22 protein-coding genes are annotated in these 17,802 nt (G+C 67.7%); 15 read left to right on the forward strand and 7 right to left on the reverse strand.

Going from position 1 to position 17,802, the window contains the following annotated elements:
* Positions 1-76 precede the first annotated feature (76 nt).
* From G8O29_RS10565 to G8O29_RS10575, 3 genes are all read right to left on the reverse strand, one after another.
* Entirely contained in the window at positions 77-697 is a 621-nt protein-coding gene (locus G8O29_RS10565) for a TetR family transcriptional regulator C-terminal domain-containing protein (protein WP_166403209.1), read from the reverse strand.
* Between the two features lie 114 nt (positions 698-811).
* Complete coding sequence (locus G8O29_RS10570) at positions 812-1,276, reverse strand: heme-degrading domain-containing protein (protein ID WP_166403210.1); 465 nt, start codon at positions 1,274-1,276, stop codon at positions 812-814.
* A gap of 9 nt (positions 1,277-1,285) precedes the next feature.
* Positions 1,286-1,933, reverse strand: coding sequence for a TetR/AcrR family transcriptional regulator (locus G8O29_RS10575; protein ID WP_166403211.1), 648 nt, complete (start codon positions 1,931-1,933; stop codon positions 1,286-1,288).
* Between the two features lie 122 nt (positions 1,934-2,055).
* Between G8O29_RS10575 and G8O29_RS10580 the strand changes: the two genes are divergently transcribed.
* From G8O29_RS10580 to hydA, 3 genes are all read left to right on the forward strand, one after another.
* The gene (locus tag G8O29_RS10580; RefSeq protein ID WP_166403212.1) at positions 2,056-3,306 is read left to right on the forward strand and encodes a Zn-dependent hydrolase; all 1,251 of its coding nucleotides are present in this window, start codon (positions 2,056-2,058) and stop codon (positions 3,304-3,306) included.
* 138 nt (positions 3,307-3,444) lie between these two features.
* Entirely contained in the window at positions 3,445-3,729 is a 285-nt protein-coding gene (locus tag G8O29_RS10585; RefSeq protein WP_166403213.1) for a GIY-YIG nuclease family protein, read from the forward strand.
* Between the two features lie 76 nt (positions 3,730-3,805).
* A complete protein-coding gene (gene hydA / locus G8O29_RS10590) occupies positions 3,806-5,257 on the forward strand; it encodes a dihydropyrimidinase (protein WP_166403214.1) in 1,452 nt (483 codons plus the stop codon).
* Positions 5,258-5,262: 5 nt separating this feature from the next.
* On the opposite strand, the gene G8O29_RS10595 is transcribed toward hydA, so the two are convergent.
* Positions 5,263-5,403 (reverse strand): hypothetical protein, encoded by a 141-nt coding sequence (locus tag G8O29_RS10595; protein WP_166403215.1) that lies wholly within the window; start codon positions 5,401-5,403, stop codon positions 5,263-5,265.
* 92 nt (positions 5,404-5,495) lie between these two features.
* On the opposite strand from G8O29_RS10595, the gene G8O29_RS10600 reads away from it, so the two are divergent.
* The 9 genes from G8O29_RS10600 (at position 5,496) to G8O29_RS10640 (ending at position 15,014) form a co-directional block, all read left to right on the forward strand.
* Positions 5,496-6,287 carry an ABC transporter ATP-binding protein gene (locus tag G8O29_RS10600; protein WP_128516613.1) on the forward strand — a complete coding sequence of 264 codons (792 nt, stop codon included), beginning with the start codon at positions 5,496-5,498 and terminating at the stop codon, positions 6,285-6,287.
* A gap of 93 nt (positions 6,288-6,380) precedes the next feature.
* Positions 6,381-7,247 carry an ABC transporter permease gene (locus tag G8O29_RS10605; RefSeq protein ID WP_166403216.1) on the forward strand — a complete coding sequence of 289 codons (867 nt, stop codon included), beginning with the start codon at positions 6,381-6,383 and terminating at the stop codon, positions 7,245-7,247.
* Positions 7,244-8,089 carry an ABC transporter permease gene (locus tag G8O29_RS10610; RefSeq protein ID WP_166403217.1) on the forward strand — a complete coding sequence of 282 codons (846 nt, stop codon included), beginning with the start codon at positions 7,244-7,246 and terminating at the stop codon, positions 8,087-8,089. Before G8O29_RS10605 ends, G8O29_RS10610 begins: the two co-directional genes overlap by 4 nt.
* Before the next feature lie 38 nt (positions 8,090-8,127).
* Positions 8,128-9,108 (forward strand): ABC transporter substrate-binding protein, encoded by a 981-nt coding sequence (locus G8O29_RS10615; protein WP_166403218.1) that lies wholly within the window; start codon positions 8,128-8,130, stop codon positions 9,106-9,108.
* A gap of 107 nt (positions 9,109-9,215) precedes the next feature.
* Positions 9,216-10,493 carry a helix-turn-helix domain-containing protein gene (locus G8O29_RS10620; protein WP_166403219.1) on the forward strand — a complete coding sequence of 426 codons (1,278 nt, stop codon included), beginning with the start codon at positions 9,216-9,218 and terminating at the stop codon, positions 10,491-10,493.
* A gap of 155 nt (positions 10,494-10,648) precedes the next feature.
* Positions 10,649-11,026: a response regulator transcription factor gene (locus G8O29_RS10625; RefSeq protein ID WP_166403220.1), complete on the forward strand. Its 378-nt coding sequence runs from the start codon at positions 10,649-10,651 to the stop codon at positions 11,024-11,026.
* Entirely contained in the window at positions 11,023-11,286 is a 264-nt protein-coding gene (locus G8O29_RS10630) for a hypothetical protein (protein ID WP_166403221.1), read from the forward strand. The genes G8O29_RS10625 and G8O29_RS10630 overlap by 4 nt, the downstream gene beginning before the upstream one ends.
* Before the next feature lies 1 nt (position 11,287).
* Positions 11,288-13,972 (forward strand): sensor histidine kinase, encoded by a 2,685-nt coding sequence (locus G8O29_RS10635; protein WP_166403222.1) that lies wholly within the window; start codon positions 11,288-11,290, stop codon positions 13,970-13,972.
* 52 nt (positions 13,973-14,024) lie between these two features.
* On the forward strand, positions 14,025-15,014 hold the full coding sequence (locus tag G8O29_RS10640) for a FliM/FliN family flagellar motor switch protein (protein ID WP_242679054.1): 990 nt from the start codon (positions 14,025-14,027) through the stop codon (positions 15,012-15,014).
* 35 nt (positions 15,015-15,049) lie between these two features.
* Here G8O29_RS10640 and G8O29_RS10645 read toward each other — a convergent pair whose 3' ends face one another.
* Entirely contained in the window at positions 15,050-15,475 is a 426-nt protein-coding gene (locus tag G8O29_RS10645) for a protein tyrosine phosphatase family protein (protein ID WP_166403223.1), read from the reverse strand.
* A gap of 140 nt (positions 15,476-15,615) precedes the next feature.
* Here G8O29_RS10645 and G8O29_RS10650 point away from each other — a divergent pair, with 140 nt between their 5' ends.
* Positions 15,616-15,948, forward strand: coding sequence for a TraR/DksA family transcriptional regulator (locus G8O29_RS10650; RefSeq protein ID WP_166403224.1), 333 nt, complete (start codon positions 15,616-15,618; stop codon positions 15,946-15,948).
* Entirely contained in the window at positions 15,945-16,139 is a 195-nt protein-coding gene (locus G8O29_RS10655) for a hypothetical protein (protein WP_166403225.1), read from the forward strand. The genes G8O29_RS10650 and G8O29_RS10655 overlap by 4 nt, the downstream gene beginning before the upstream one ends.
* A 93-nt stretch (positions 16,140-16,232) precedes the next feature.
* Here G8O29_RS10655 and G8O29_RS10660 read toward each other — a convergent pair whose 3' ends face one another.
* Positions 16,233-16,448, reverse strand: a complete 216-nt coding sequence (locus G8O29_RS10660; RefSeq protein WP_166403226.1) for a hypothetical protein — start codon at positions 16,446-16,448, stop codon at positions 16,233-16,235.
* Between the two features lie 153 nt (positions 16,449-16,601).
* Between G8O29_RS10660 and G8O29_RS10665 the strand changes: the two genes are divergently transcribed.
* Positions 16,602-16,856 (forward strand): DUF2312 domain-containing protein, encoded by a 255-nt coding sequence (locus tag G8O29_RS10665; protein ID WP_166403227.1) that lies wholly within the window; start codon positions 16,602-16,604, stop codon positions 16,854-16,856.
* On the opposite strand, the gene G8O29_RS10670 is transcribed toward G8O29_RS10665, so the two are convergent.
* A complete protein-coding gene (locus G8O29_RS10670; RefSeq protein WP_166403228.1) occupies positions 16,857-17,729 on the reverse strand; it encodes a hypothetical protein in 873 nt (290 codons plus the stop codon).
* Positions 17,730-17,802 lie beyond the last annotated feature (73 nt).

Genomic DNA, 17,802 nt, shown 5'->3' on the forward strand with positions numbered 1-17,802 from the left:
CCCTCCTTCTCTTGGGTGGACAGGGTCGATCTTAACGCAAAAGCAACGGTTTTTCAGCCGGTTAATGGCTAAAATCCTAACGATCCGGCGCGAGGAGGCGCAGGAACAGCGTTTCGAGGAAGCCGCCCGCTTCGGCAAAGGGATCGTGCCCCGGCCCAAGCACGGCCCGGACCTGGACGTCGAAATCGGCATAATGCTGGGTCAGCGCCCAGATCGAGAAGATCAGATGCACCGGATCGACCCGGGCGATCCGGCCCTGGTCCATCCAGTCGGTCAGCACCCTGGCCTTCTCTGCGACCAGAGCGCGCAGGTCGCCCTCGATCGCCTCGCGCATGCGGGGCGCACCTTGCAGGATCTCGCCGGCGAAAAGCCGGCTTTCGCGGGGATAGTCGCGCGCGAGGTCGAGCTTGCGGCGGACATAGGCCAGCACCTCCTGCACCGGGTCGCCCGCCGGGTCCATGGCGCGCAGGGGGTCAAGCCAGGTGTCCAGCAGCCCGGTTAGCAGCGCCTTGTGCACCGCTTCCTTGGACGGGAAGTAGTAAAGAAGGTTCGGCTTCGACAGGCCCGCGACCTCGGCGATCTGGTCCAGCGTCGCGCCCCGGAAGCCGTGCAGCGAGAAGACTTCAAGGGCGGCGTCCAGAATGACCTCGCGGTTCTTCTGCTGGATGCGCGAACGGGGGCGGGCGGAACTGGACATGCGACGCGGATTTCCTGACGGACCACAGGGATAGCCCGGGCCGAGGGTCGAGGTCAAACCCTGTGCCCCACCGCCGGTTCCTGTCGCCTTGCGGGTCGCTGCGGTCGGGCGCGATCAGGACGGCCCGGTCGCCTCGATGAGGGCGCGGAGGCCGCGCACGACCAGCCGGTGATCCTCGACCTGCGGCAGACCCGAGACCGTAGCCACCGCCACGACCCCCGCGCCCGCCACCCGGATCGGCACCGCGCCGCCTGCGTCGGCGAAATCCTCGGCGGTCAGGCCGTGCCGCGCCAGCGTCTCGCCCCCGGCTGCATTGCGCTGTCCGACCAGCAGCGAAGGCAGCTGGAACATCAGCGCCGTGTTCGACTTCCTTCGCGCCCAGCGGTCGTTCAGCGGCGCCGAGCCCGGCAGGCCGGCGTGAAACAGCGTCCGGTCCGGCGTGCGGATGTCGATGACCACCGGCAGATCCTCGGCCAGTGCCAGATCGACGAGGATCTGCCCCAGCCGCAGCGCCGCCAGTTCGTCGAACCGGGGCAGGGTGAGGGTGGCGTATTCCGCCTCAAGCTCGGTGATGTCCATTCCGTCTCCTCAGATCGCCCCGATCCCGCGCAGGACCATGTCCTTGACGCTGGCCTTGGCCTCTTCCCACTGCTTGTCGGAGAGCGGCTTGCCGTTGTTCAGCGTCTGGATCTGGTGGCCGAAATCGGCGTAGTGCTGCGTCGTGGCCCAGAGCATGTAAAGCAGATGCCGCGGGTTCACCGGGCGCATCTTGCCCTCGTCGATCCAGCGCTGGATCACCGCGATCCGGCCATTGGTCCAGTCGCGCAGCGTCGTCTCCAGATAGTCCTGGATCACCGGCGCGCCGTGCATCACCTCGGAGGCCCAGACCTTGGAGCCATGCGGATGGGTGCGGCTGATGTCCATCTTGGCGTCGATATAGGCGCCGATCCCTTCCACCGGGCCGGGGGCGTCGTCGAAGCTGGAGGCCGCATCGAGCCAGATTTCGAAGATCTGCTGCACGACCTTGCGGTAAAGGTCTTCCTTGGTGGCGAAGTAATAGTGCAGGTTCGCCTTGGGCAGGCCGGCCATGTCGGCGATCAGCTGCATGGTGGCGCCCCCGAACCCGGCCTCGGCAAAGACCTTCTCGGCGGCGTCCAGGATCGCGCGTTCGTTCTCGCGCCGGATATTCGTGCGGCGGCCGGGTTTCAGGCGTGAAATCTGGGCGTCGCCGCTCATCGCTCTCCGGATTTTTGTTGACCGTATGGTCAGGTTGTGCTGCGCTTCACCTTGACCATACGGTCAGGAAATGAGTCGCGGCAAGGGGCAGGATGGCCCCGCGCGAACAGGGAGCCAAGCCGATGCCAGCAACCGGGGACAACCTTCGGATCAATTCCGCACGCCTGTGGGACAGCCTGATGGAAATGGCGAAGATCGGCCCGGGTGTGGCGGGGGGGAACAACCGCCAGACCCTGACCGATGCCGACAGCGAAGGGCGGCATCTGTTCGCCTCCTGGTGCAGGGCGGCCGGGATGACGATGGGCGTCGATACCATGGGCAACATGTTCGCCACGCGGGCGGGGACCGACCCGGACGCCCTGCCGGTCTATATCGGCAGCCACCTCGACACCCAGCCGACGGGGGGCAAGTATGACGGGGTCCTGGGCGTTCTGGCGGGGCTGGAAGTGGTGCGCACGCTGAACGACATGGGGGTCAAGACCAGGCACCCGATCGTCGTGACCAACTGGACGAATGAAGAGGGCACCCGCTTTGCCCCCGCGATGCTCGCCAGCGGAGTCTTTGCCGGGGTGCTGGAGCAGGACTGGGCCTATGACCGCCGCGACGCCAAGGGCCTGCGTTTCGGCGACGAGCTGGAGCGGATCGGCTGGAAGGGGACCGAAAAGGTCGGCGCGCGCAAGATGAAGGCGATGTTCGAGCTGCACATCGAACAGGGCCCGATCCTCGAAGCCGAGGGCAAGGAGGTCGGCGTTGTGACCCACGGCCAGGGCTTGCGCTGGATCGAATGCACAGTGACGGGCAAGGGGCAGCATACCGGCTCGACCCCGATGTATCTGCGCCGCAATGCCGGGCGGGGGCTGGCCCGGGTGATCGACCTGGTGCACGAGATCGCCATGGCGCGGCAACCCAATGCCGTTGGGGCGATCGGGCACATCGACGTCTACCCCAACAGCCGCAACATCATCCCGGAAAAGATCGTTTTCACGGTGGATTTCCGCAGCCACATCCTGGAGACGCTGGAGGCGATGGTCGCCGAGTTCAACGCCCGTGCCCCGGGACTGTGTGCCGAGGTGGGGGTGAAGTTCACATCGCAGCTCTCCGGCTGGTTCGACCCGCCGGCTTTCGACGAAAACCTTGTGAAGATCGTCCGCCAATCAGCTGAAAAGCTTGGATATTCCCACATGGACATCGTTTCCGGCGCCGGTCACGACGCCTGCTGGATCAACCGCGTCGCCCCCACGGTGATGGTGATGTGCCCCTGCGTGGACGGCCTGTCGCACAACGAGGCGGAGGAGATCAGCCCGGAATGGGCGGCGGCGGGGACGGATGTGCTGCTGCATGCGGTGCTTGAGGTGGCGGAGGTGGTGGGGTGATATCCAACAGGATACCCGTCCCGGGCGTGACCCGGGACCTCTGCCTGACGCTCGCGGTGCGCCGGGTCGATCGAGGCCCCGGGTCAAGCCCGGGGCGGGGTTCACCTTCCATTAACTCTCGCGCGCCAGACTGCGGGCATGGCGCATTTCGTCTACATCATGGCCTCGCGGCCCTGCGGCGCGATCTATATCGGGCGCACCGGGAACCTTTCCGCGCGCGTCGAGGCGCATCGGGCCGGGCAGTCGGTGCACACGGCGAGATACAAGATTCACACGCTCGTCTGGTTCGAAGCGCACGAGGACTTTCAGACCAGCCTTCAGCGGGAACTCGCGATCAAGCGCTGGCCGCGTGCCTGGAAGAATGCGCTGATCGCCGAGCGAAATCCGAACTGGCAGGATATAACCGCACACATTCCGCACTAGGCGTCAGCGCCGGTGCCAACCAGAGGTCCCGGGTCAGGCCCGGGACGGGTATTCCTTTGTTCAGCAGGAGCCGCACATGACCACCATCATCAAGAACGGCACCGTCGTCACCGCCGATCTCACCTACAAGGCCGATGTGCGGGTGGAGAACGGGGTGATCACCGAGATCGGGCAGGCGCTCCGCGGCGGCACCGAACTCGATGCGACCGGCTGCTATGTCATGCCCGGCGGGATCGACCCTCATACGCATCTGGAGATGCCCTTCATGGGCACCTATTCGGCGGATGACTTCGAGTCCGGCACCCGGGCGGCGCTGTCGGGCGGGACGACGATGGTCGTCGACTTCATCCTGCCGGGGCAGGGGCAGGACCTGATGGACGCGGCCAAGGTCTGGTCGAACAAGTCAACCCGCGCGACCTGCGATTATTCCTACCACATGGCCGTCACCTGGTGGGGCGAGAAGGTCTGGCAGGGGATCGAGGACTCGGCCAAGGCCGGGATCACCAGCTTCAAGCACTTCATGGCCTACAAGGGCGCGCTGATGGTGAACGATGATGAATTGTTCAACAGCTTCCGCCGGGTGGGCGACGTGGGCGGCCTGGCGATGGTCCATGCCGAGAACGGCGATGTGGTGGCGGAACTCACGGCGAAGCTCTTGAAGGAGGGCAACACAGGACCGGAAGCCCACGCCTATTCCCGCCCGCCGCAGGTGGAGGGCGAGGCCACGAACCGCGCGATCATGATCGCCGACATGGCGGGTGTGCCGCTCTATGTCGTCCACGTCTCCTGCGAGGACGCGCATGAGGCGATCCGGCGCGCCCGCCAGCAGGGCAAGCGGGTCTGGGGCGAGCCGCTGATCCAGCACCTGACGCTGGACGAAAGCGAATATTTCCACCCCGACTGGGACCATGCCGCGCGGCGGGTGATGTCGCCGCCCTTCCGCAACAAGCAGCATCAGGACAGCCTCTGGGCGGGTCTGATGTCCGGCAGCCTCTCGGTGGTCGCGACCGACCATTGCAGCTTTACCACCGAACAGAAGCGCTTCGGTCGCGGCGACTTCTCGAAGATCCCGAACGGGACGGGGGGGCTGGAGGACCGGATGCCCATGCTCTGGACCCATGGCGTGAACACCGGGCGGCTGACGCCGAATGAATTTGTCGCGGTAACCTCGACCAATATCGCGAAAATCCTGAACTGCTACCCGAAGAAGGGCGCGGTGCTGGTGGGGGCGGATGCCGACCTTGTGGTCTGGGATCCGGAAAAGACCAAGACGATCACCGCTGCCAGCCAGCAATCGAAGATCGACTACAACGTGTTCGAGGGCCACACCGTGAAGGGTCTGCCCCGCTTCACCCTGACCCGCGGGCATGTGGCGATCCACGATGGCGAGGTGCGCACGCAGGAAGGCCACGGGAAGTTTGTCCCCCGCGAGCCGCGCCCGGCGGTGAACCGCGCGCTGACCCAGTGGAAGGACCTGACCGCACCCCGCCCGGTGGAGCGGACGGGTATTCCGGCGACGGGGGTCTGACGGTGTCAGGGTTCTCCCGGTTCGCTTTCCTCGTCCTCCCGGTCCGAGGGCGCGAAGGCGATGATGGGGGCGTCGAAGTAGACCTCGTCCAGATCGTCCGGCGCCGGAGCAAAGGCGAGGGTCGTCTGCAAGGTATTGATCAGCATGGCGGACCTCCTTCTTGGCCCGAGATGGGAGTGCGCGCGAACGCGTGCAAGTCTGGCATCGGCAGGCAACGGGAATGTGAAGGGATGGCGGCGTGAAGGACAAAGCGAGCCAGCCGGTGATCGAGGCGAGGGGGCTGAACCTGGTGTTCCAGACCGCCGACGGTCCGGTGCAGGCGTTGAAGGATGTGAACCTGACGATCAACCAGGGCGATTTCGTCAGCTTCATCGGGCCCTCGGGCTGCGGCAAGACGACCTTCCTGCGGGCGATCGCGGCGCTGGAGCATCCGACGTCGGGCACGCTGACGGTCAACGGCATGCCCCCGGACGAGGCGCGCAGGCGGCGGGCCTATGGCTATGTCTTTCAGGCGGCGGGCCTGTATCCGTGGCGGACGATTGCGGGGAACATCAGGCTGCCGCTGGAAATCATGGGGTTTTCGAGGGCCGAGCAGGACGAGCGGACCGCGCGGGTTCTGGACCTGGTCGAATTGACGGGCTTCGGCAAGAAATTCCCCTGGCAGCTGTCGGGAGGGATGCAGCAGCGCGCCTCCATCGCGCGGGCCCTGGCCTTCGACGCCGATATCCTCTTGATGGACGAACCCTTCGGCGCTCTGGACGAGATCGTGCGCGACCGGCTGAACGAAGAGGTGCTGAAGCTCTGGGCGCGCACCGGCAAGACCATCGGCTTCGTGACCCATTCCATCCCCGAGGCGGTCTATCTGTCCACGAAGATCGTGGTGATGTCCCCGCGTCCGGGACGGATCACCGACGTGATCGACAGTCCCTTGCCCAAGGAAAGGCCGCTGGACATCCGCGACAGCCGGGAATTCATCGAGATCGCCCATCGGGTGCGGGAGGGGCTGCGGGCCGGGCATCATGACGACTAGGTCCGGCGTCTGGAAACTGTCCGGCAGAGGTCGGGCATCGGCCCGGACGGGGTCGGGCGCATTGGCACTTTGGCCTGCGAACGGGGGGTGGGCATGAACCGGGCGCTTCCCGTCCTGACCGTGCTGACCGGGATCGTGGTGATCTGGTATGCCGCCGCCGTCTGGATGAATGCGGCCTGGGTCTTCGACCAGGCGCAGCGGGCCGGTCAGGAGGTGACCTGGGCCGAGGTGATCCCACAGACGATGGACCAGCCCCGCCCCCTGCTGCCGCCGCCGCATCAGGTAGGGGCGGAACTGTGGAAGGGCCTGTTCGATCAGGCGGTGACCTCGAAGCGCAGCCTCGTCTATCACGGGATCGTCACGTTGAAGGGCACGATGATGGGCTTCGGCCTGGGGATCGTCGTGGGGGTTCTGCTGGCCATGGCCATCGTGCGGTTCCGGGTGATGGACCTGTCGGTGATGCCCTGGGCGATCATCAGCCAGACGGTGCCCATCGTGGCGCTGGCGCCGATGATCATCACGGTCTCCAGCCAGCTGGGCCTGAGCGGGCGCGATGTGCCGAAGGCGGTGATCGCGGCCTACCTGTCGTTCTTCCCGGTGCTGGTCAGCATGGTGAAGGGCCTGCGCAGCCCCGACCAGATGCAGCTGGACCTGCTCAAGACCTATGGCGCCGGCGAGGCGGCCACGTTCCTGAAGCTGCGGCTGCCGGCCTCGATGCCCTATTTCTTCGCCTCGCTGAAAGTGGCGGTCGCGGCCTCGCTGGTCGGCACCATCGTGGGCGAATTGCCGACGGGGGCGATCGAGGGGCTGGGCGCACGGATGCTGATCGGCAGCCAGTTCGGCGAGCCCTTGATCATGTGGGCGGCGCTGTTCGCGGCGGCGATCCTCGCGGGGCTTCTGATCCTGGTGGTCGGGATGGTCGAGCGGTTGGCCCGCAGGCGGATGGGGGTTCCGGCATGACCGCGCTGTGGATTGCCATCGGCGTCTGGCTTGCGGCCTGGGCGCTGAACGTCTGGCTGTCGGCCAGCCCGATTTCGCAGACGCGGCTGGGCAAGCTGCTGGTCCCGCTGGTGTTCGGCGCGACGGTTCTGGTGTTGTGGGAAGGCCTGGTGCGCGGCCTGGGCGTCGCGCCGGTGATCCTGCCCGCTCCAAGCGCGATTGCCGCGAAGATTGCGGTGTCGCTGCCGATCCTGTGGCAGGACTTTGCGCAGACCATCCTGAAAGGCGCGATCCCCGGTTTCCTGATCGGCGCGGGCGCGGCCTTCCTGGTGGCGATCGCGATTGATCGCTCGCCTTTCCTGCAACGCGGGCTGCTGCCCATCGGCAATTTCGTCGCCGCCCTGCCCATCGTCGGCCTCGCGCCGATCCTGGTGATGTGGTTCGGCTTCGACTGGCAGTCCAAGGCGGCGGTCGTGGTGGTGATGGTGTTCTTCCCGATGCTGGTGAACATCGTCGCGGGCTTGCAGGCCAGCGAACGGATGCAGCGCGACCTGATGGCGACCTGGGGGGCGAGCTATGTCCAGACCCTGGTCAAGCTGCGCCTGCCCGCGGCGATGCCCTTCGTCTTCAACGGGCTGAAAATTGCATCGACTCTGGCCTTGATCGGGGCCATCGTTGCCGAGTTTTTCGGCAGTCCGGTCTATGGAATGGGGTTCCGCATCTCGACCGAGGTGGGGCGGCTTGGCCTCGACATGGTCTGGGCCGAGATTGCGGTGGCGGCATTGGCGGGATCGGCCCTTTACGGACTGATCGCGCTGATCGAACGGTGGGTGACCTTCTGGCACCCGTCGCAAAGACATTAACAAAGGCCCCGAGAGCGGGCCCAACACGGGAGAACGACATGAAAAGACTTCTGACGGCGGCGTTTCTGGCGTCGATGGCATCGGGGGCCAGCGCCGAGGATGTGAAGCTGCAACTGAAATGGGTGACCCAGGCCCAGTTCGCGGGCTATTATGTGGCCAAGGACAAGGGGTTCTACGAGGAAGAGGGGCTGAACGTCACGATCCTGCCGGGCGGGCCGGACATCGCGCCGACCCAGGTCATCGCGGGGGGCGGGGCCGATGTGATCGTGGAATGGATGCCCGCCGCGCTGGCCGCGCGCGAAAAGGGCCTGCCCCTTGTCAACATCGCCCAGCCCTTCGCCAAGTCGGGGATGATGCTGACCTGCCTGGCCGAGACCGGGATCAAGGAGCCCAAGGATTTCGCCGACAAGACGCTGGGCGTCTGGTTCTTCGGCAACGAATATCCCTTCCTGTCCTGGATGTCCCAGCTTGGCTTCAAGACCGATGGCTCTCCGGGTGGGGTGACGGTGCTGAAGCAGGGCTTCAACGTCGATCCGCTGTTGCAGAAGCAGGCGGCCTGCATCTCGACCATGACCTACAACGAATACTGGCAGGTGATCGACGCCGGCATCAAGCCCGAGGATCTGGTGACCTTCAAGTACGAGGATCAGGGCGTGGCGACGCTGGAGGACGGTCTGTACGTGCTTGAGGACCGTCTGGCCGACCCGGCCTTCCAGGAGACGATGGTCAAGTTCGTCCGGGCCAGCATGAAAGGCTGGAAATATGCCGAGGAGAACCCGGATGAGGCCGCGATGATCGTGCTGGAGAACGACCAGACCGGCGCGCAGACCGAACAGCACCAGAAGCGGATGATGGGCGAGATCGCCAAGCTGACTGCGGGCTCGAACGGCGCGCTGGACGTGGCGGCAGCGGAACAGACCGTGGCGACGCTGCTTGCCGGCGGCTCGGACCCGGTCATCACCAAGGCGCCGGAAGGGGCCTGGACCAGCGTCATCACCGACAAGGCGCTGGCGAACTGATCCGGCGCGCCTGACCGCAAGGCCTGACGCCGCCCTTCGGGGCGGCGTTCCCGTCTTCAGGGTTGTAAAGCTTCACATCGCCTGTAAATCTGCGGCAAGGGGGTCCCATGCCGCTGTCCGCCCTGACCGGAACCAAGCTGCGCGACCTGCGTCTGGCCCAGGGCCTGCGACAGGCCGATGTGGCACAGCGCGCGGGAATCTCGGCCAGTTACCTCAACCTGATCGAACACAACCGCCGCAAGGTCACGCCCGAGGTGATGGAGCGGCTGGCCGATGCCATCGGGATCGACCGCTCAGCCCTGGCCGAGGGCCGGAATGCCGCCCTGGTGGAGGATCTGCGCTCGGCCGCCGCCCGTGGCGGATCCCTGGCCGAGGTCGAGCGCGTGGAGGATTTCGTTGACCGCTTTCCGGGCTGGGCCGGGCTGCTGGCAAGCCTGGAGGCGCGGAGCCTGGCGCTGGAACGCGCCGTCGAGGCGCTGAACGACCGGATGAGCCACGACCCGCACCTGTCGGCCTCGCTGCACGAACTGCTGTCCTCGCTGGCGGCGGTGCGGGCGACGGCGGCGATCCTGGCCGAGACGCCGGACCTGGATGCCGAATGGGCGGCACGCTTTCATCGCAACCTGCATCAGGACAGCGAGAGGCTGGCGGCGGGCGCCGAGGCACTGGTGGGCTTTCTCGACGCGCGCCAGGGCATCGAGGAACAGGGGATCGCCGCGCCCCAGGAAGAGGTAGAGGACTGGCTGCGCGGCCGGGGCTGGCGGATTTCCGATGCCGAGTTGCAGACGGGGCTGGCGGAGGAGATCGCCGGGCTTGCCTCTTCGGCGGCGCGCAGCCTGGCCGGCGCCCACGTGGCCCGGGCGCGGGCCGATGCCGGGATCCTGCCCGAGGCGCCGTTCGCCGCGGCCCTGGCCGAGATCGGTCCCGATCCGCTGGCGCTGGCCGCGCGCTTTGCCGCCGCGCCGCTGGCGGTGATGCGCCGGCTGGCGGGCCGGCCGGAGGTGCAGGCCGGCCTTGTCCTCTGCGACGGGTCCGGCACGCTGACCTTCCGCAAGCCCGCCATCGGATTTCCGCTGCCGCGCTTCGGGGCGGCCTGCCCGCTCTGGCCGCTTTACGCGGCGCTCGGCCGTCCGATGCAGCCGGTCGAGGCGCGGGTGCAGATGGCGGGGCAGGGCGACCGGCGCCACCGGGTCATCGCCTGGGCCGAGACACGGCACCCGCAGGGCCTGCGCGGGCCGGAACTGCGCGAGGCGGCCATGCTGATCCTGCCCGACGCGGGCGAGGGGCCGGTTCTGCGCATCGGGTCAAGCTGCCGGGTCTGTGTGTGCGGCGATTGCCCCGCCCGGCGCGAGCCGTCGATCCTGCCGGCCGAGGCCATCGGATAGCCGGCTCCTCGTGCGGCCATGCCGCCTCGTCGCTTTCGCGGTGCAACGTCCATGACAGGTCAACGGCACGGCGGACCCAGCCCTCAGGCTTTGACATGCGGTCCGGTTTGCGCCGATAGTGGGGCGGGGCGGCACAGACTGTCCGGGGGGAACCATTGGTCGCGCATGTCCTTCTTATCGAGGACGAACCGAACATCGCCGAGGCGATCCGCTTCCTGTTGACGCGCGACGGCATGCGCGTGAGCCACGCGACCGAGGGCATGGCCGCCCTGGTCCTGGCGCGGCAGGATCCGCCCGATCTGGTGATCCTCGACCACATGCTGCCGGGGATGTCGGGTCTGGAGGTGCTGGCCAGCCTGCGCGCCGACCCGGCCAGCCGGGCTACGCCGGTGATGATGCTGACGGCGCGCGGCCGCGACCGCGAAGTGGCCGAACAGGCCGGGGCCGACCGGTTCATGACCAAGCCCTTCTCGAATGCCGAGATCCTGGCCGAGGTCCGCGCCATGCTGGGCCAGCCCGGACCCACCCCGTGACGCGCCGTCCGAAACCGCCCCTGTTCCTGGCGCGCGCGCCCTACCGCCGCCGCCGCCTGCGCGATGCCGCCCGCCTCCTGCCGGTGCTGGGCCTGTTCCTGCTGCTGCTGCCGCTGCTCTGGACGCCCGATGCGCGGATGGCGCTGACTTCGGGGGATGTGATCTACTTCTTCGCGGTCTGGCTGGGGCTGATCCTTCTGGCTGCGGCCTTCGCTCCGGGCCTGCGCGGCGGCGAGGGCGCGGAGGACGACGAGGACTGACATGCCCTTCAACCTTCTGGTCCTGTCCTGCCTTCTGTATGTGGTCTTCCTTTTCACCGTCGCCTTCCTGGTCGAAAGGCGGGCGGCGCGCGGGCGGCTGGGCTGGCTGCGGTCGCCCCTGGTCTACACGCTGTCGCTGTCGATCTACTGCACCGCCTGGACCTTCTACGGCGCGGTGGGCTACGCGGCGCGCTCGGGCCTGGAATTCCTGACGATCTACTTCGGCCCGACGCTGGTCTTCATCGGCTGGTGGTGGCTTCTGCGCAAGCTGGTGCGGATCGGCCGGCAGCACAATGTGACCTCGATCGCCGACCTGATCTCTTCGCGCTATGGCAAATCGAACAGTCTGGGGGTGATCGTCACCGTCATCATGGTCGTGGCGGCGACGCCCTACATCGCCTTGCAGCTGCAATCGGTGGTGCTGGCCTTCGGGGTCTTCGCCGCGACCGAGCCCGGCGGCTCGCGTCCGCTGGATCCCGGCCAGATCGCGGTCTGGGTGGCGGTGGGGCTGGCGCTGTTCACCATCCTCTTCGGCACCCGCAATCTTGATGCGCGCGAGCAGCACCATGGCATCGTCACCGCCATCGCGGTCGAGGCGGTGGTCAAGCTTCTGGCCCTTCTGGCGGTGGGCAGCTTCGTGGTCCGGGGCATCGCAGGCGGGGTGGCCGACGTGATCGCCCGGATCGACGCGGCCGATCTGGCCGCCTGGCAGGTCCAGCCCGGGCGCTGGACCGGCCTGATCTTCCTGTCCGCCGCCGCAGTGATCTGCCTGCCGCGGATGTTCCAGGTCATGGTGGTGGAGAACGAGGACGAGGGCCATCTTGCCCGCGCGAGCTGGGCCTTTCCGCTGTATCTGATGGCGATGAGCCTGTTCATCGTGCCCATCGCGGTCGTGGGCCTTGACCGGCTGCCCGAGGGCGCGAACCCCGACATGTTCGTCCTGACCCTGCCGCTGGCCGAAGGTCAGGGGGCGCTGGCCATGTTCGCATTCCTGGGCGGCTTCTCCTCGGCGACCTCGATGGTGATCGTGGAATCCATCGCGCTGGCCACGATGATCTCGAACCATGTGATGATCCCCCTCTGGCTGCGGCTTCGCCCGAAGGCTGCGGCGGGGGACGACCTGCGACAGGTGGTGCTGATGGCGCGCCGGCTGGCCATCGCCGCGGTGCTGGCGCTTGGCTATGGCTATTATCAGGTCTCGGGCGGCTCGGCGGCGCTGGCGGCCATCGGGCTGATCGCCTTTCTCGGGGTGGCCCAGGTGCTGCCGGCGATGATCGGCGGCATCTTCTGGCGCGGCGCCACCCGGACCGGGGCAAGCCTCGGCCTCGTCACCGGGCTGGTGGTCTGGGCCTACACCTCGTTCCTGCCCTCCTTCGGCCCCGGCGCGGCGCTCTCGGCCGAAGTCTTTGCCCAGGGGCCCTTCGGTCTGTCCTGGCTGCGCCCGCAGGCGCTGTTCGGAACCGAGGCGATGGACCCGATGATCCATGCGCTGTTCTGGTCGCTGACGCTGAACATCATGGCCTTCTGCCTGGGGTCGCTGTTCACCTTTCCCGGCCCGGTCGAACGCTTGCAGGGCGCGGCCTTCGTCAACGTCTTCGAGGGCGCGGTCGGCCCGCAACGCTGGGCGCGCGGGCAGGTGGAGCCAGAGGCGCTTCTGACCATGGCGCAGCGCATCCTGGGCGAGGACGCGGCGCTGGCGCTGTTTCAGGAGGCGGCGCGCGCGCAGGGCAAGGACAGCTTCCTGCCCGATCCCACGCCCGGCTTTCTCGACAGTCTGGAATCGCGGCTTTCGGGATCGGTGGGCGCGGCCACGGCGCATGCGATGATCAGCCAGCTGGTCGGTCGCGCCACGGTGACAGTCGAGGACCTGATGGCCGTCGCCTCGGAATCGGCACAGCTGCTGGAATATTCCGCCCGGCTCGAAGCGCGCGAGGCCGAACTGACCCGCACCGCCGGCGCGCTGCGCGAGGCGAACGAGAAGCTGACCCAGCTGTCCTTGCAGAAGGACGCCTTCCTCAGCCAGATCAGCCATGAACTGCGCACGCCGATGACCTCGATCCGCGCCTTTTCGGAGATCCTGACCGAGGGCGACCTGCCTCCCGAGCAGGTGGTCCGCTACGGCAAGATCATCCATGACGAGGCCAAGCGGCTGACGCGGCTTCTGGACGATCTTCTGGACCTCTCGGTGCTGGAGAACGGCTCGGTGCAGCTGACGGTGGGGCTGGCAAGCCTCCAGGGCATGATCGACACCGCGCTGACCGCGGCGCGGGCGACCCGGCCGGAACGCGAGTTCACCGTGATCCGCGACCTGCCCTCCGAGGCGATCTATCTCAAGACCGATGCCGACCGGCTGACGCAGGTGTTCATCAACCTGATCTCGAACGCCCGCAAGTACTGCGACGCGGCCCGGCCCGAACTGCGGATTGTCGTGCGACAGCGCGCCGGGCGGGTGACGGTGGACTTCATCGACAACGGCAAGGGCATCCCCAAGGACGCTCAGCGGCTGATCTTCGAGAAATTCGCCCGGCTGACCGACGCCAACCGGGCCGGCGGCGCGGGACTGGGCCTGGCGATCTGCCGCGAGATCATGACCAACCTCGGCGGCTCGGTCGCCTATCTGCCGGGGCAGGGCGGGGCCGCCTTCCGGGTGACGGTGCCCCTGCGGCTGGAAACGCTGGCCGCTTAACCTTTCCGCAAGGATGACCGGCCTAGGGTGGCGGGACAAGGGACAGTCCGCGATGCCCGCCACGATGACCGACGTGATCCGCCGCAAGATCGACCGTGCCCGTCCGGCCCAGGCGGACGGTGCCCCCGGGGCCGACCGGGGTTGGCGGCTGGCGCTTGCCCGCGCGGCGCGCGATGCCATGGGGCTGGACCTCGAGATCCGCTCGCTGGCCATCGCGCGATACAGTCTGGCCGAGATCCTGGAAATCGTCCCGGACCGCGCGCTTCTGGCGCTGCTCGACGGTCCGCAGGGCGGGCTGGGCGTCCTTCTCATGTCCCCCGTTGTCACCGCCACGCTGATCGAGATGCAGACGCTCGGTCGCCTCGTGTCGCAAGCCCCGCCCCCCCGGCGACCCAGCCGGATCGACGCGGCGATGGTGGCCGGTGTCATCGACCGGGCGCTGGCCGGGCTGGACGAGACGCTGGCCGAAGAGGCGGATCTGGTCTGGGCCGGGGGCTTCCGCTATGCCTCCTGGCTGGAGGATGCGCGTCCGCTGTCCCTGATGCTGGAAGAGGACAGCTATCGCGTGCTGACCGCCGAGGTCGCGATGGGCGGCGGGGCGCGTGTGGGGCAGGTGATCCTGGTCCTGCCCGCCGAAGGCCGGGGCGAACGTCCGGTCCTTGCCTCCGATCCCGGCGAAAATGCTGCGCCGCAGTTCACGCAGGACCTTCAGGCCCAGGTGCTGCTGGCCGATTGCCGGCTGGACGCGGTGGTCGGGCGGTTGCGGCTGCCGCTGCACCGGGTCATGGCTCTGACCGTCGGCGAAACCCTGGTCCTGCCGTCAGCGGCCCTGGATGCCATCGCGCTGGAAACCCTGGAGGGGCGCCGCATCGCCGGTGCGCGCCTTGGCCAGCATCGCGGCATGCGGGCGCTGAAGCTCACCGAGGCGCCCGTCGCGACGCCGAAACCGGCGCCGGCCACGGGCATCAATCCGGCTGCGGCCGCCGTTCCGGTCGGCTCGTCCGGCCCAAGTCCAGGTGAGGAGCTGCGCGCAGCCGGCTAGCCGGACATCCGCCGGCCGGCCTTCCCTGTGTCGGCCTATCCCCGGGACAGCGCCTCGATCTGGGGGCGCAGGTGTTCCAGCTGATAGCCAAAGCGGGCGGGCAGGCCGATCAGCTCGTCCACGGGCCGCTTGCCGGCATTGGCCAGCGCCCAGACGATGGACGACCGGTTGCCGCTGGCGCAATAGGCGAAGACCGGCCCGGTCGAGGCCGCGATCGCGGCCGCCTGCGCCGTCACGTTGTCCATCGTCAGCGCGCCGCCGATCACCGGGTTGACCACGAAGACCAGCCCCAGCGCCTCGGCCGCACGGCGCATCTCCTCGCTGTGCAGATGCGGCGGGATCTCGCCGTCGGGGCGGTTGTCGATGACCGTCACATAGCCTGCCGCCTTGATCGCCGGCAGATCCCCGGGTTCGATCTGCGGGGACACGGCATAGTCTGGGGTGATCGCGCGGATGTCCATGTCTCTCTCCACTTCCGGGCCTGGGCAGGTGCCTCGGCGACCATAGCCAGCCCCGGCGGAAAGCGAAAGCGCCCTTGACCTGTGTCAAGGACTGCGCAGCCGGCGCCGCCTATTCTTGCGGGCCAAGCAGGGAGGATGCGATGCAGGCCCAGGTTCCGAAACCGATCTCTGTCCGCAAGGCAGCGTTGCAACAGCGGCTCGTCGAACTTGGCGCCCGGCTGGAGGCGATCGAGGAAGAACTCGATTCGCACCACAATCCCGACTGGGAGGATCTGGCCACCGAACGCGAGGGCGACGAGGTGCTGGAAGCCACCGGCCAGGCGGGCCTTGCCGAAATCACCCGGATCCGCGCCGCGCTGCGCCGCATCGAGGAGGGGACCTACGGCCTGTGCACTCGCTGTGGCGCACCCATCGCCGAGGCGCGGCTCGACGCTCTGCCCTGGACCCCGCATTGCCGGAGTTGTGCCCGATGACCGCCCGCAAACCCGCCGATCTGATCCGCGCCGAAGCCGACCTGCTGGCCGCCGGCATCGAGTTGCAGCAGCAGGGACTGGAGCTGCTGCTGGCTGAAATGCGCGCCCTTGCGGCCCTGATGCCGGGCGAGGATTCGCGCCTGCCCACCGATGCCGAGGTCGAAGCGGGCTTCGACAACATGCCGGTCTGAAACCCGGATGCGCGGGCCCGGCCTGATCCACGGGCGCATTTGCGTCCGGTCGGGCCGGGACGCCGGTCCTGCGCGGCACCGGGGAATTCGTGCCTAACCCAGCAGGATCCCCGCGACGACGGCCGCAAGCCCGAGCGCCGAGACACCCACCGCCGCCAGGTTCAGCGTGACGACGCGCTGCAACGCCGCCCGCATCGCCGCGTCGTCCAGTCCCGCACGCCGGGCGCGGGAGGCGGCCAGGATGCAATAGCCCAGCCCCGCAACGCCCAGAAATGTCAGTGCCGTGCCCGCCCAGATCAGAACCTGCATCTGCATCCCCCCTGTCCCTGCGCCGCTAGCTAGCCGCATCCCGCCTGCCGCGCAAGCAAAGCGCGCCGTGCCGCCGATCCCGCCTTGAACCCCGGGGCAAGGGCGGGGTAGGAACGCCCGACCATCCCGATCCATCCAGACCCGGAGTAAGCCATGGCCGACGCGACCGACCCCTATGCCGTCACCGCCGACGAGCTGCGTCAGTTCATCGAACGCTACGAACAGCTGGAGGCGGAGAAGAAGGACGTGACCGAGCAGCAGAAAGAGCTGATGGCCGAGGCCAAGGGGCGCGGCTACGACACCAAGGTCATGCGCAAGGTCATCGCGCTGCGCAAGCGCAAGCCCGACGAGATCGCCGAGGAAGAGGCGGTTCTGGAAATGTACAAGGCCGCGCTGGGGATGAGCTGATCACGGCTCCAGCAGCCTGACCCCGGGGATCTGCGCGATGCGTTCGACATCGGTCAGATATTCCCGGGTCAGCGCCGCGACCAGCTCTTCGGTCCAGCCAGGCAGGGTGATCGGCACCTCGATCCGCTCGGGGCGGCCGAACCTTTCCAGGAAGGCGGTCACGATGCGGCGGCGCTGCGATACCGATTGCGGCGGATGTTCGCGGCAATAGGCGTGATAGCGCGCAAGGCCCGCCTCTGTCAGCAGCAGGCCCAGAAGCTCGTCGGAATCCTCCAGCACCGTGCCGGTCGCATGGCCCGAGACCACGGCCAGGACTTCGGGCCAGATCAGGGGCGTGTCCTCGTCGCACCAGACCGTCAGCGGCACGCCGGGGTTGTGGTCCAGGATCCCGCGCACCGCGCCGGACCAGCGCAGGGACAGGGGATCGACGCCCTCCAGGATGTCGTCGTGGCCCTTCTCCCGCGCCCGGTCGCGCAGGTCGGGCAGGAAGGTGGCGGGGTTGCGGATCGCCAGGCAGAACTCGGCCTCGATGTCGGGGAAGATCTGGGTGAAGGTTCGCAGCCGCTGGCCACCCTGGCCGTACAGCCCGTTCGACACGGCATAGGCAGGAAAGCTCAGAAAACTGGTCCAGGACAGGATCAGCCGGTCGGCCGAGGGCTCGTCCATGATCTGGTCAAGGATCATGGCCTCGGTCTCCTCGGAGGCTGCCGCCCCGCGCAACTGCAAGGCCGTGTCGCGCAGAAGCTTGCGATAGCGGGTCGGCGCGGGCACCACGATGCCCTGTTCGGCCAGCCTGGCGCGGTTCTTCAGAAGGCAGCGGACCAGCCGGTCGTCGTCGGTGCAATGCGCACCCAGGTGGTAGACAATACGCATCGGGCCTGACTTCGCAGCGCGGGCAACCCTTGCCCGACGCGGCGACTATAAGGGCTTTTCTGGACAGTTGAAC

This window comes from Rhodobacter calidifons (assembly GCF_011174775.1).
Lineage (GTDB): Bacteria > Pseudomonadota > Alphaproteobacteria > Rhodobacterales > Rhodobacteraceae > Tabrizicola > Tabrizicola calidifons.

Excerpts from the sequence above, each read along its gene's own strand:
- G8O29_RS10565 (WP_166403209.1), bottom strand. The coding sequence starts at position 697 with ATGTCCAGTTCCGCCCGCCCCCGTTCGCGCATCCAGCAGAAGAACCGC.
- G8O29_RS10570 (WP_166403210.1), bottom strand. The coding sequence starts at position 1,276 with ATGGACATCACCGAGCTTGAGGCGGAATACGCCACCCTCACCCTGCCC.
- G8O29_RS10575 (WP_166403211.1), bottom strand. The coding sequence starts at position 1,933 with ATGAGCGGCGACGCCCAGATTTCACGCCTGAAACCCGGCCGCCGCACG.
- G8O29_RS10580 (WP_166403212.1), top strand. The coding sequence starts at position 2,056 with ATGCCAGCAACCGGGGACAACCTTCGGATCAATTCCGCACGCCTGTGG.
- G8O29_RS10585 (WP_166403213.1), top strand. The coding sequence starts at position 3,445 with ATGGCGCATTTCGTCTACATCATGGCCTCGCGGCCCTGCGGCGCGATC.
- hydA (WP_166403214.1), top strand. The coding sequence starts at position 3,806 with ATGACCACCATCATCAAGAACGGCACCGTCGTCACCGCCGATCTCACC.
- G8O29_RS10595 (WP_166403215.1), bottom strand. The coding sequence starts at position 5,403 with ATGCTGATCAATACCTTGCAGACGACCCTCGCCTTTGCTCCGGCGCCG.
- G8O29_RS10605 (WP_166403216.1), top strand. The coding sequence starts at position 6,381 with ATGAACCGGGCGCTTCCCGTCCTGACCGTGCTGACCGGGATCGTGGTG.
- G8O29_RS10610 (WP_166403217.1), top strand. The coding sequence starts at position 7,244 with ATGACCGCGCTGTGGATTGCCATCGGCGTCTGGCTTGCGGCCTGGGCG.
- G8O29_RS10615 (WP_166403218.1), top strand. The coding sequence starts at position 8,128 with ATGAAAAGACTTCTGACGGCGGCGTTTCTGGCGTCGATGGCATCGGGG.
- G8O29_RS10620 (WP_166403219.1), top strand. The coding sequence starts at position 9,216 with ATGCCGCTGTCCGCCCTGACCGGAACCAAGCTGCGCGACCTGCGTCTG.
- G8O29_RS10635 (WP_166403222.1), top strand. The coding sequence starts at position 11,288 with ATGCCCTTCAACCTTCTGGTCCTGTCCTGCCTTCTGTATGTGGTCTTC.
- G8O29_RS10640 (WP_242679054.1), top strand. The coding sequence starts at position 14,025 with ATGCCCGCCACGATGACCGACGTGATCCGCCGCAAGATCGACCGTGCC.
- G8O29_RS10645 (WP_166403223.1), bottom strand. The coding sequence starts at position 15,475 with ATGGACATCCGCGCGATCACCCCAGACTATGCCGTGTCCCCGCAGATC.
- G8O29_RS10650 (WP_166403224.1), top strand. The coding sequence starts at position 15,616 with ATGCAGGCCCAGGTTCCGAAACCGATCTCTGTCCGCAAGGCAGCGTTG.
- G8O29_RS10655 (WP_166403225.1), top strand. The coding sequence starts at position 15,945 with ATGACCGCCCGCAAACCCGCCGATCTGATCCGCGCCGAAGCCGACCTG.
- G8O29_RS10660 (WP_166403226.1), bottom strand. The coding sequence starts at position 16,448 with ATGCAGGTTCTGATCTGGGCGGGCACGGCACTGACATTTCTGGGCGTT.
- G8O29_RS10665 (WP_166403227.1), top strand. The coding sequence starts at position 16,602 with ATGGCCGACGCGACCGACCCCTATGCCGTCACCGCCGACGAGCTGCGT.
- G8O29_RS10670 (WP_166403228.1), bottom strand. The coding sequence starts at position 17,729 with ATGCGTATTGTCTACCACCTGGGTGCGCATTGCACCGACGACGACCGG.